An 11,390-nucleotide genomic window follows, 5' to 3' on the forward strand; every position below is an offset into this window, starting at 1 on the left:
TTGCAATCACATCTAAAATTGGCTCGCGGATTATAAGCCGAGCCGGACAATTTTCGGGGAGAACTTGAAATGCCCAGAAAGCAATATGCCGATCTGCGTTCTGCACGCTGGATGTTGCCGGATGATCAGCGCTCTTCGGGTCATCGTTCCAGAACCATGCAGATGGGCTATGACCCGGTGGATTGGGAGGGCAAGCCGATCATCGCGATCATCAACACATGGTCGGATGCGCAGCCATGCCATGCCCATTTCAAAGACCGTGTGGAATGGGTCAAACGCGGTATCTTGCAGGCCGGTGGTTTCCCCCTCGAACTGCCCGCACTGTCCCTATCCGAAAGCTATGTTAAACCCACAACCATGCTCTATCGCAATATGCTTGCGATGGAGACCGAAGAACTGCTGCGCTCTCATCCGGTCGATGGCGCTATCCTGATGGGCGGATGCGACAAGACCACGCCAGCACTCATCATGGGTGCCACGAGCGCCGCCCTGCCCTGTATCTTCCTGCCTGCAGGCCCGATGCTTCGCGGCAATTACGCCGGGAAGACGCTGGGTTCGGGCACCGACATGTTTAAATTCTGGGACGAGCGCCGCGCTGGCACCATCGGCAAGGAAGAATGGCAAGGGATCGAAGGCGGCATCGCCCGAAGCTATGGTCACTGCATGACGATGGGCACGGCCTCAACAATGACGTTGATCGCCGAAGCAATGGGGCTCTCCCTTCCCGGCGCATCGTCCATTCCAGCTGCTGATGCCAACCACCAACGCATGTCTACTCAATGTGGACGCCGCATTGTCGAGATGGTCTGGGAAGATTTGAAGCCTGATCAGATTATAACGCCAGCTGCGGTTAAGAATGCGGTTATCGTTGCAATGGCGACTGGATGCTCGACCAATGCCATCATTCACCTGATTGCCATGGCGCGTCGCGCAGGCATTCCGTTGGAACTTGATGATCTCGATCGTATCGGGCGCACGACGCCGGTCATTGCCAATATTCGACCATCAGGAACCACATATCTGATGGAAGATTTTTATTATGCTGGCGGCATTCGCGCATTGATGAAGCAACTCGCCGGCAAGCTAGACCCCACCGCGATAACCATCACGGGTGAAGCATTGGTGGAAGGGTTGGATAAGGTACAGGTCTGGAATGACGATGTTATCCGTCCGCTGTCCAATCCCGTTTATCACGAAGGTTCGCTGGCCGTTTTGAAGGGCAACCTTTGCCCCGATGGAGCGGTCATCAAGCCCGCGGCCTGCGATCCGAAATTCCATCGTCATAAAGGCCCGGCATTGGTTGCAGATAGCTACCCCGAGCTGAAAAAGATCATTGATGATCCCGATTATCCGCTGACACCGGACACGGTGCTTGTATTACGGAACGCCGGGCCGCAAGGCGGTCCGGGCATGCCGGAATGGGGCATGATCCCGATGCCGAAGGCGCTTTTGAAGCTCGGCCTGCGCGATATGGTGCGCATTTCCGACGCCCGCATGTCTGGAACGAGCTTTGGCGCCTGTGTTCTGCATGTAGCCCCTGAATCCTTCATCGGAGGGCCGCTCGCCCTGCTGAAGACAGGCGATATGGTGGAACTCGATATTCCCGCACGCAGCCTCAACATGCTTGTTCCAGACGAAGAACTGGCTGACCGCCGCGCCGCGTGGAGAACACCTGAGCCCAAATATGAACGCGGCTATGGCTTTGTCTTTTCCAAACATGTGGAACAGGCAGACAAGGGCTGCGACTTCGATTTTCTGAAAACCGATTTTGGCCGTCCCGTTGATGAACCGGTGATCTATTAAGAGGCAGACGATGAGCGAATATGTTCTCTCCGACGAAACCCGCGCCAAGCTGAAGAAGGTCTCCACGGCCTCAGTCGCTACCGCGCTTTACAAACGTGGCCTGCGCAATCAGTTCATTCAAGGTGCGCTTCAGGTGGCGCGCAAGCCAGAAAACATGGTCGGGCAGGCCTTCACCTTGCGTTATATCCCCGCGCGCGAAGATCGAAACCCTATCACGGTCTTCCGCAACCCGGATCACAAGCAGCGTGTCGCCATAGAAACCTGCCCGCCCGGATGGGTTCTGGTTATGGATGCGCGGAAGGATGCGCGCGCAGCAACGGCAGGGTCTATACTGGTGACCCGGCTTGCATTGCGCGGTGCGGCAGGAATCGTCTCCGACGGCGGTTTTCGCGACGTAACGGGAATTGGTGAACTGCCCATGCCCGCTTATTGCGCAAAGGCATCAGCGCCGACCAATCTGACCTTGCATGAAGCCATCGACATCAATGTGCCAATTTCCTGCGGCGACGCAGCAGTGTTCCCCGGTGACATATTGGTGGGCGATGCCGATGGCGTCATGGTTATTCCCGCGCATCTTTGCGAGGAAATTACCGAGGAATGTGTCGGCATGGAAACCTACGAAGATTTCGTGTTGGAAGAGGTGAAAAACGGCGAGGCTATTATTGGACTTTACCCATGCACCAAGGAGAAATTCGAACAGAAATTTCAGACATGGCGGCGCGACCATAATCGATAGCGAGATCAGCAGTCTTGAACGACAGCCAGATCCTTCCGTCGACCATTTGTCGTTCACACTGCGTGTTTAACGGCTGCCAGCATTTTCGTTTCGTCGGGACGCAAGGTTAGGACACGTACGCCATTGCTGGTGACTGCAACCGTGTGCTCGAACTGTGCCGACAGCTTCTCGTCGCGGGTGACGACGGTCCAGCCATCCTTTTCGGTTTTCACCTTGGCAGTCCCCTGATTGAGCATCGGCTCGATGGTGAAAACCATACCTTCGCGCAAGCGTTCTCCGGTGCCCGGTTTACCGAAATGGAGAACCTGCGGTTCCTCGTGCATTTGCGTACCGATACCATGCCCGCAATATTCACGCACAACGCTGTAGTCATGCCGCTTAGCATGGCGCTCGATGGCATAACCAATATCGCCCAGCGTCGCGCCGGGGCGCACCGCCGCAATGCCTTTCCACAGCGCCTCATAAGTCACGCGTACCAGACGGGATGCAAAAGGCGCAACGTCGCCAATCATGTAAGTCTTGCTGGAATCCGCAATATAGCCGCCCTTTTCAAGGGTGATATCGAAGTTGATGATCTCGCCATTCGCAATGACGTCATCATCGGACGGCATGCCGTGGCAAACAACATTGTTTTTTGAGGCGTTCAGGACGAAGGGATAGTCATACTGCCCTTTACTGGCAGGCCGCGCCTGTAGTTCGCCGGTAATGAACTCCTCGACCAGATTATTGACCTGCATCGTTGTCATCCCAGCAAGCGGTGTGCGATCCAGAAGCGAAAACACAGAAGCCAGCAATGCTCCAGATATCGCCATCTGCTCAACTTCGGCAGGCGTTTTCGTCATGATGGCCGAACGACCATAACGGGGATTTCCACTTGTGCCGCGCGCAGCTGCATCTGCACAATTTCGTTGAACGACATATCGGGGTTGGCCTGCGCCAGCATTCCGATCTTCATCCAGTATTCAGCCTGCGCATTGATCGAACGGCACATGACGTCGCTCGCCTTACGCAATTCTTCATGCAGGTCGTCACCGATCTTCACGATACCCATCAATGTCTCCTAGTCCAATGTCATTATATGAATCATATACGTTTCATATATCATGTGCAATACGCCGAGTGGAGCCTTCTGCACGGCTGTGCACATTTCTATGTAAAACAGAACAATTGAACCATTTAACAAAAATTCGGAATGAATTTTACAAATGCGTTGACAGCTCTGCGCAAAAAGCAAAGATTATGCACACGTTTGCAAAAACGTCGGCGTGGAGGCGCCGGACATTGGGAGGGAAACAATGCGTTCGACATTTTTGATTGCGGCGCTCGCCGCTGGTATATCGTCAATAGCTTTCGCAGCACATGCCGCTGGCAATCTCAATTTGATCTGTTCAGCTGACGTCGTGATCTGCGAGCAGATGAAGAACATGTTCGAAAAAGATAGCGGCATCAAAGTGAACATGGTTCGGCTTTCTTCCGGCGAAACTTATGCGAAGATTCGTGCCGAGGCACGCAACCCCAAGACCGACATCTGGTGGGCGGGTACCGGCGATCCACATTTGCAGGCCGCCTCTGAAGGGCTGACGCTGGAATATAAATCACCGATGCTCGATCAGTTGCAGGACTGGGCCAAGAAACAGGCGGAAAGCGCCAATTATCGCACTGTCGGCGTTTATGCGGGCGCACTCGGCTGGGGCTACAACACCGATATTCTGGCCAAGAAGCAGCTGAAAGAGCCCAAATGCTGGGCTGACTTGCTGGATACGTCCTATAAGGGCGAAATTCAGATGGCCAACCCCAACTCTTCCGGCACCGCCTATACTGCCCTTGCGACGCTGGTGCAGATCATGGGTGAGGACAAGGCCTATGATTACCTGAAGAAACTCAACGAGAACGTTTCTCAATATACCAAATCTGGTTCAGCGCCGGTCAAATCGGCTGCGCGGGGAGAGACCGGCGTTGGCATTGTTTTCATGCATGACGCTGTGTCGATGACTGCCGAAGGATTCCCGGTCAAATCGATCGCTCCTTGCGAAGGAACAGGCTATGAAATCGGCTCCATGTCCATCGTTAAAGGTGCCAAGAACCTCGACAATGCGAAGAAGTGGTATGACTGGGCGCTCACGGCAGATGTTCAATCTCATATGAAGGATGCCAAATCCTTCCAGCTTCCATCGAACACGTCCGCCGAAGTGCCGAAAGAATCGCCGCGCTTTGAGGATATCAAGCTCATCGATTATGACTTCAAGACCTATGGTGATCCCGCCAAGCGCAAAGAGCTTCTGGAGCGGTGGGACAAGGAAATTGGCGCGCACGCCAATTAATCCTGCTTAGGACTTTCTATCGTCGTTTGGACGCGTTGCCGCTACTGGCAACGCGCCTGCCCTGAATGGCTTTGCGGCGAAAACCTAAACCGGTCATCGCCGTAAATCTGAAACACGAAGGGAAGCGGGCACCCATGGTTCAGCAAAATCGCAGACTGGATATTGTCCTGGCGCTTGCACTGGTCGCCTTCGTTCTATTGCCATGGTATCGCATAGAAGATGGCTTCTTGAGCTTCGGCTGGCTCGCGGACATGTTCAGCGAAAGTGCTAACGCACCCGGAATTTTGCAGATATTTGCCTTTTCTCGCCATTGGCTTGGCATACCCGTCGCTTTGATGCTCGTTTGTGCATTTGCCCGCATCGCATTGCCTGTGGGCAGTCGCAGTCCCATTCTGATCTGGGCAAGCCTAATTGGCCTTCTGTTCCTCGTCCTTCAAGGGCTGGCAATCGGCATTTCTGGTTGGAACTGGACAATCAGCGAAAATCTATTCGGTCCGCTCGCTGATGGACAACCAGCCTTCGGTGCCGGCGCTCTTCTGATCTGCCTTTGTTTTCTACTGATCTTCTCGTTCGGTCTTACAGAGCGCGGCGTCATGAAAGGCGATGCTTTTGTCGTTTCCTCGATCACCTTGCTCGTAGCTCTGGTAGGCGTGTTTGTATTCTATCCTGTGCTCAGTATGTTTGCTGGCTCCGTTCAGGATTTCGATGGTTCGTTCAAACCGGAAGGTTTCATCGGGAACATACAAGACGCCTCGATCTGGAGTTTCGCCTGCGTTGTTGGAGAAGGACGCTGCGGTGTCGCATGGCGCACATTGTGGCTCGCGTTGATGACAGCATCTGGCTCCACAATACTCGGCCTCGCTTTCGCGCTCGTCGCCACACGAACCGGATTCCCCTTCAAAAAAGGGCTTCGGCTTCTGACCATCCTTCCGATCATCACACCGCCATTCGTTGTCGGTCTCGCACTGACATTATTGTTCGGACGCGCAGGCGTGGTAACCGAACAGATCTCTAACATATTCGGTGTCGAGCCGGGTCGCTGGCTCTATGGTCTCACCGGCATCTGGATCGCGCAAGTTCTGTCCTTCACCCCAATCTCCTTTCTGGTTCTCATCGGCGTTGTTGAAGGCGTGTCCCCGTCAATGGAAGAAGCGTCGCAAACATTGCGTGCCGACCGTTGGCGCACATTCCGCAGAATTTCGCTGCCTTTAATGGCGCCAGGTCTTGCCAATGCTTTTCTCATAGCATTCATCGAAAGCATGGCCGACTTCGGCAATCCCATGGTGCTGGGCGGCAGCAACGGAGTGTTGTCGACCGAGATCTTTTTCGCGGTAGTCGGCGCACAAAACGATCCATCGCGCGCAGCCGTGCTGGCCATGGTGCTTCTATGCTTCACGCTGAGTGCCTTCCTTATCCAGCGCCTTTGGCTGGCGGGCAAGAATTTTGCGACCGTTACCGGCAAGGGCGATTCAGGCGTGCACGCCGCCCTGCCGCGTGGATTGAAAATTGGCGTCTATGCGCTGGTCATTCCATGGATGGTGTTCACCGTCATCGTTTATCTCATGATCCTCATTGGCGGCTTTGTGCGCCAGTGGGGGCTGGATAACACCCTGACTCTGGAGCACTATGCACGCGCTTTTTCCATTAGCTGGACCGAAAACGGCATCGCATGGACCGGCGTCGCATGGAACTCGTTCTGGACCACGATGGAAATCTCTCTGCTCTCAGCACCGCTTACAGCCGCCGTTGGCCTACTCACTGCCTATCTGATTGTCCGCCAGCGTTTTGTTGGGCGTAATGTGTTCGAATTTGCGCTGATGCTGAGCTTTGCAATTCCCGGCACCGTGATTGGCGTCAGCTACATTATGGCGTTTAATCTGCCGCCACTCGAAATGACGGGCACTGCGGCAATCCTTATCGCCTGCTTTGTCTTCCGTAACATGCCGGTAGGCGTTCGCGGCGGCGTCGCGGCAATGAGCCAGCTCGACAAGAGCCTCGACGAAGCTTCGTTGACTTTGCGGGCCAACAGTTTCCGGACCATTCGTAAAGTCATTCTGCCGCTTTTGCGCCCGGCCATTACCGCCGCATTGGTCTATTCATTCGTGCGCGCCATCACGTCAATCAGTGCTGTGATCTTTCTGGTCTCGGCCCAATACAATATGGCAACATCCTATATCGTTGGCCTTGTCGAAAATGGCGAATTCGGGGTCGCCATCGCTTACTCCTCAATGCTGATTGTGGTGATGATCGTCATCATTACTGGGTTCCAGATGCTTGTCGGCGAACGAAAACTCAGACGAGAAAATCGTGTTGCCGCAGTCACGCCCGTCAAAACCGTTAATCAGGAGAAAGTAGCATGACTACGATCCGTCCCGGCTCCGTGACTTTCGAGAACGTTTCCAAAAAATTTGGAAGCTTCACCGCCCTGCCCGACCTGTCCCTCATTGTTGAGCCGGGAACGCTGGTCACCCTGCTGGGGCCATCCGGCTGCGGTAAGACAACCACCCTGCGCCTGCTCGCCGGGCTGGAACACCCAACGTCAGGGCGCATTCTGATCGGTGGAAAAGATGTCACAAATCTTCCTGCCAATGAACGCGACGTTTCCATGGTGTTCCAATCTTACGCGCTGTTTCCACATATGAGTTCGCTGGACAATGTTGCCTATGGTTTGGAATCTTCCGGCTTCAAGAAGGCAGAGGCGCGTGAACGTGCGGAAGAAGGGCTGAAGTTGGTTGGTCTGGCCGGTATGGGCCATCGCCTGCCTGCGGAACTGTCCGGCGGGCAACAGCAGCGTGTAGCTGTGGCTCGTGCTTTGGTGCTAGAACCGCAGGTTCTGCTTCTGGATGAGCCGCTTTCCAATCTTGATGCGCGACTGCGCCGACGCGTGCGAACGGAAATTCGTGAACTTCAGCAACGCCTTGGTTTTACGGCGGTCTATGTCACCCATGATCAGGACGAAGCACTGGCTGTGTCAGATACCATCATCGTGATGAAGGAAGGCAATATTGCTCAGAAAGGCAGCCCGCGTGACCTTTATGAGTCACCGGCCTCCGCTTTCATCGCGGATTTTATGGGAGAGGCGAATGTAGTTCCTTGCGAAGTGATTTCCACCAAAAACAACGAGGCCGTTATCCGGATCGGCGCGCTGACGCACCGTGTCGCCGCACGCAATGCCAGAACTGGGCCTGCACAACTGGCGATCCGCCCGAATGCTGTTAATCTGCAGCCGATGGCTGGTGGTGATTTTCCGGGCCGTATCGCGCACGCCGCTTATCTGGGAGATCACATTGAATATGAGATCGAAACCGAACATGGCAAACTCTTCATAGTCGATCCAGAAGCGGAGCAGGCATTGCCGCCACTCACCGACGTCTCGATACACTTCAAGACACGTGGACTCGCTCTTATCAGTCAATAGACCGTAGTAGCTATCTCTATTCCCGACGAAAGCAGAAAATGACGAACCATAACAATCAGGAACTGGAAGCGCGACTGGCTCTCGCCAAAGACATTGCATTAGCCGCTGGTGCTAAGGCACTCGATTATTTCAACAATCGCGAAGCACTCACTATTGAATTCAAGCGCGATCCGCAAGATGTGGTCTCCATCGCTGACCGTGATGTGGAACAGCTTATTCGCACGCTGGTTTCAGAAAAATTTTCAACCGACGGCTTTCTCGGTGAGGAATATGGGCTAGACGAAGGATCGTCTGGTTATACGTGGGTGGTGGATCCTATTGATGGAACCAGCCCCTTCGTCAATGGCATGCCGAACTGGTGCGTTTCGATTGCCGTTTTGAAGAATGGTGAACCTGTCATTGGTGTTATCAAAGCGCCTTGTTTTGATGAGCTTTATGCTTCTGCAAAAGGTCTTGGTGCGACACTCAACGGCAAGGCATTGAAACTTGATTCAACGAAGACCATTCAAAACGCTGTTACCGGCATCGGTGCAAATAACTACGTTACTCCACAAACCGTAGCCAAGATCGTGGAGAACCTTCTGGAAGCCGGCGGTACTTTCATTCGCAACGGCTCAGGCGCTTTGATGATTGCCTATGTCGCAGCAGGCAGGCTCGTGGGCTACTATGAACCATACATGCATGCTTGGGATTGCATGGCTGGATTTTGCCTCGTGCGCGAAGCAGGCGGTTATGCCCATCCATTCCCGGTCGAAGGAGAAAACATTATGAAAGGCAGCCACGTATTTGCCTCAGCACCCGGAGCCATCGATGATTTAAAAAAGGTCGCGAACCTCTAAGACTTGTCGTCTTGTTGCGCTCAGTTTTGACATCACAAAGCTTGTCGAAGCACACAGTGTTCCAGCGTCTATGACACTATTTAACGGTCTGGGGGAACAGGAAGGTGACGCCGGCCTTTATACCCCATTTTGGGCCTTCCTCTGGACCTTCGAGCCAGTATTTGGCCCCCAGTGACAGGCTCATCGTCTGATCGCCAACCTTTACGATCTTCGAGAACGAGCCCGAAACAGGCACAGTCCATTGATCGGCTGTCCAGTCATAGTCGGCATCAAGGTTGGCCGATATCGTCCGGCCTTTACCGATATGCCACGCGATAAACGGTTGCAACTCGGTCTGATTTACGTCCGGCCTACTACCGGCACCGAGTACCGACCAAATATGATTTGCCGACATACCGGTCGTGACCGAACTGGTTTGATAAAGCAGCAAGCCCGATGGGCCGAGAGAGAACTTACCGGACCCCAGCAGATCATCTGTAGCCGTTGGAAAAGAAAACTGCGGTCCAATTGCCCAGATTAGCGGGCCATGAGCCGCCGGGGTGAATGAGAAAGTTTGTGTGATATCGCCTAGCCCGTAAGTGCTACCGCCCTCGCCAAACGGGTTGGTATAGACGAGAGGAATGTCTGTATGAGAAATGACATTCCAACGATCATTAAATCGCATTGGTATCACCGGCTCGATATCCAGAGAGAAGCCGCGCACCTTTCCGGTTCGCCGGCCGAAATCGAGATCAGAATGCACCGGCACGCTGATCAGATCCCGCTCCATCCATGTTGAATGACATTTTGCATCACGTCAGCGCCATCGCCTATCACGACTATCTTGTGATCGTGGTCAGCGACTTCGATGGCCATGACGATACGACACGCGATTACCTGCTCCAGATTTCGAGCCGCAATGATGTGATCTGCCTGTTGGTCTATGATCCATTTCTGCTTGATCTGCCGAAGAGCGGCGAACTGGTCGTCAGTGGCGGCACCACACAGGCCGAATTGATTTTTGGCAAAGGACCAATGCGCAATTCCATCGATAGCTTCGCGCGTAACCGCGGGCGCGAATTCCGCTCCTGGCAACGCGAACTCGGGCTACCAATGCTGCCCATCTCTGCGGCAGAAGAAACCGCACCGCAATTACGCAACCTCCTTGAGAAGTCCATGTGGCGCCAAAGGAGGCGATAGTGGATCAAGCAACAGAGACCGCTCTTAGGTCGCTCCACGACATTGCTATTCCACCGCCAATTTCATGGCTGCCGCAAACATGGGGATGGGGACTACTGGCGGCCCTGCTCTTCCTGGCAATTGCCATCTTCATCGTTCGATGGTCCGTCCGCTATCGACGCAACGCCTATCGGCGTGAAGCACTCCATGCTCTCGAGATCATTTCTGAACTGCCCCCCATTTCGACCGGACAGTCGGCATAAGCAGAAAGGCTCAAGCACAGGCTTGGGTATAGGCTTATGTCTAACGAGTATCGACATGTCGAATTGCTGACAGGTGATGTCCGCCGTCGGCGGTGGACAACCGAGCAAAAGCTGACGATCATCGAGCAGAGTTTCGAACCAGGCGAAACGGTATCTTCGACCGCTCGCCGCCATGGTGTTGCGCCCAATCTGCTTTACCGGTGGCGCAGGCTCTTGAGTGAGGGAGGTGCTGCAGCCGTGGATTCTGACGAGCCGGTGGTCGGCAATTCGGAAGTGAAGAAACTGGAAGATCGCATCCGCGAGCTGGAGCGCATGCTCGGCCGTAAGACGATGGAGGTCGAAATCCTCCGCGAAGCCCTTTCCAAAGCGGACTCAAAAAAACGGATATCGCGGCCGATCTTGTTGCCGAAGGACGGTTCGCGATGAAGGCCGTAGCAGACACGCTAGGCGTCTCCCGTTCCAACCTCATCGAGCGGCTGAAAGGCAAATCAAAGCCGCGTGGGCCTTACCACAAGGTCGAGGATGCAGAGCTTTTGCCCACCATTCGCAGGCTGGTGGATCAAAGGCCAACCTATGGCTATCGGCGGATCGCCGCGCTCCTCAATCGCGAAAGGCGAGCCGCCGATAAGCCTGTGGTCAACGCCAAACGGGTCCATCGCATCATGGGCAACCATGCCATGCTGCTGGAGAAGCATACCGCCGTTCGCAAGGGCCGCATCCATGACGGCAAGGTCATGGTTATGCGCTCCAATCTGCGCTGGTGCTCGGACGGTCTGGAGTTCACCTGCTGGAATGGCGAGGTCATTCGTCTCGCCTTCGTCATCGACGCATTCGACCGCGAAATCATCGCCT

10 protein-coding genes and 2 pseudogenes are annotated in these 11,390 nt (G+C 54.4%); 9 read left to right on the forward strand and 3 right to left on the reverse strand.

Translation table 11 applies throughout. The features are described 5' to 3' along the window. The first annotated feature begins 69 nt into the window (after positions 1–69). Positions 70–1,803 (forward strand): L-arabinonate dehydratase, encoded by a 1,734-nt coding sequence (araD, locus tag ACTJKP_RS23065; RefSeq protein ID WP_440632326.1) that lies wholly within the window; start codon positions 70–72, stop codon positions 1,801–1,803. 10 nt (positions 1,804–1,813) lie between these two features. Continuing rightward, a complete protein-coding gene (locus ACTJKP_RS23070; protein WP_440632327.1) occupies positions 1,814–2,539 on the forward strand; it encodes a ribonuclease activity regulator RraA in 726 nt (241 codons plus the stop codon). A 53-nt stretch (positions 2,540–2,592) separates the two neighbouring features. On the opposite strand, the gene map is transcribed toward ACTJKP_RS23070, so the two are convergent. Together map and ACTJKP_RS23080 are read right to left on the reverse strand one after the other, a co-directional pair. Then, positions 2,593–3,381, reverse strand: a complete 789-nt coding sequence (gene map, locus ACTJKP_RS23075) for a type I methionyl aminopeptidase (RefSeq protein WP_440632328.1) — start codon at positions 3,379–3,381, stop codon at positions 2,593–2,595. Then, a complete protein-coding gene (locus ACTJKP_RS23080) occupies positions 3,378–3,590 on the reverse strand; it encodes a ParD-like family protein (RefSeq protein WP_078340634.1) in 213 nt (70 codons plus the stop codon). Before ACTJKP_RS23080 ends, map begins: the two co-directional genes overlap by 4 nt. A gap of 244 nt (positions 3,591–3,834) precedes the next feature. On the opposite strand from ACTJKP_RS23080, the gene ACTJKP_RS23085 reads away from it, so the two are divergent. From ACTJKP_RS23085 to ACTJKP_RS23100, 4 genes are all read left to right on the forward strand, one after another. Then, positions 3,835–4,860 (forward strand): ABC transporter substrate-binding protein, encoded by a 1,026-nt coding sequence (locus tag ACTJKP_RS23085; RefSeq protein WP_440632329.1) that lies wholly within the window; start codon positions 3,835–3,837, stop codon positions 4,858–4,860. 134 nt (positions 4,861–4,994) lie between these two features. Beyond that, on the forward strand, positions 4,995–7,220 hold the full coding sequence (locus tag ACTJKP_RS23090; RefSeq protein ID WP_440632330.1) for an ABC transporter permease: 2,226 nt from the start codon (positions 4,995–4,997) through the stop codon (positions 7,218–7,220). Further along, a complete protein-coding gene (locus tag ACTJKP_RS23095) occupies positions 7,217–8,278 on the forward strand; it encodes an ABC transporter ATP-binding protein (RefSeq protein WP_078340637.1) in 1,062 nt (353 codons plus the stop codon). Before ACTJKP_RS23090 ends, ACTJKP_RS23095 begins: the two co-directional genes overlap by 4 nt. A gap of 38 nt (positions 8,279–8,316) precedes the next feature. Continuing rightward, entirely contained in the window at positions 8,317–9,117 is an 801-nt protein-coding gene (locus tag ACTJKP_RS23100; protein ID WP_440632331.1) for an inositol monophosphatase family protein, read from the forward strand. Between the two features lie 76 nt (positions 9,118–9,193). Here the strand turns inward: ACTJKP_RS23100 and ACTJKP_RS23105 are convergent, their stop codons facing one another. Further along, positions 9,194–9,886 carry a transporter gene (locus ACTJKP_RS23105; protein WP_440632332.1) on the reverse strand — a complete coding sequence of 231 codons (693 nt, stop codon included), beginning with the start codon at positions 9,884–9,886 and terminating at the stop codon, positions 9,194–9,196. Here ACTJKP_RS23105 and ACTJKP_RS23110 point away from each other — a divergent pair. From ACTJKP_RS23110 to ACTJKP_RS23120, 3 genes and pseudogenes are all read left to right on the forward strand, one after another. Then, a pseudogene (locus ACTJKP_RS23110) lies at positions 9,877–10,296 on the forward strand (DUF58 domain-containing protein); the annotation flags it as partial. The gene ACTJKP_RS23105 and the pseudogene ACTJKP_RS23110 overlap by 10 nt on opposite strands. Then, on the forward strand, positions 10,296–10,538 hold the full coding sequence (locus ACTJKP_RS23115; RefSeq protein ID WP_440632333.1) for a DUF4381 domain-containing protein: 243 nt from the start codon (positions 10,296–10,298) through the stop codon (positions 10,536–10,538). The pseudogene ACTJKP_RS23110 and the gene ACTJKP_RS23115, both read left to right, overlap by 1 nt. Before the next feature lie 36 nt (positions 10,539–10,574). Beyond that, positions 10,575–11,390 (forward strand): annotated as a pseudogene (locus ACTJKP_RS23120) (IS3 family transposase); the annotation flags it as partial.

Source organism: Brucella sp. 22210, from assembly GCF_052045675.1.
In the GTDB taxonomy this organism is placed as follows: domain Bacteria; phylum Pseudomonadota; class Alphaproteobacteria; order Rhizobiales; family Rhizobiaceae; genus Brucella.

What these genes read in the sequence shown, in the direction of transcription:
- map (WP_440632328.1), bottom strand. Translation starts at nt 3,381, where the DNA reads ATGACGAAAACGCCTGCCGAAGTTGAGCAGATGGCGATATCTGGAGCA.
- ACTJKP_RS23070 (WP_440632327.1), top strand. Translation starts at nt 1,814, where the DNA reads ATGAGCGAATATGTTCTCTCCGACGAAACCCGCGCCAAGCTGAAGAAG.
- ACTJKP_RS23080 (WP_078340634.1), bottom strand. Translation starts at nt 3,590, where the DNA reads ATGGGTATCGTGAAGATCGGTGACGACCTGCATGAAGAATTGCGTAAG.
- ACTJKP_RS23100 (WP_440632331.1), top strand. Translation starts at nt 8,317, where the DNA reads ATGACGAACCATAACAATCAGGAACTGGAAGCGCGACTGGCTCTCGCC.
- ACTJKP_RS23095 (WP_078340637.1), top strand. Translation starts at nt 7,217, where the DNA reads ATGACTACGATCCGTCCCGGCTCCGTGACTTTCGAGAACGTTTCCAAA.
- ACTJKP_RS23085 (WP_440632329.1), top strand. Translation starts at nt 3,835, where the DNA reads ATGCGTTCGACATTTTTGATTGCGGCGCTCGCCGCTGGTATATCGTCA.
- araD (WP_440632326.1), top strand. Translation starts at nt 70, where the DNA reads ATGCCCAGAAAGCAATATGCCGATCTGCGTTCTGCACGCTGGATGTTG.
- ACTJKP_RS23105 (WP_440632332.1), bottom strand. Translation starts at nt 9,886, where the DNA reads ATGGAGCGGGATCTGATCAGCGTGCCGGTGCATTCTGATCTCGATTTC.
- ACTJKP_RS23090 (WP_440632330.1), top strand. Translation starts at nt 4,995, where the DNA reads ATGGTTCAGCAAAATCGCAGACTGGATATTGTCCTGGCGCTTGCACTG.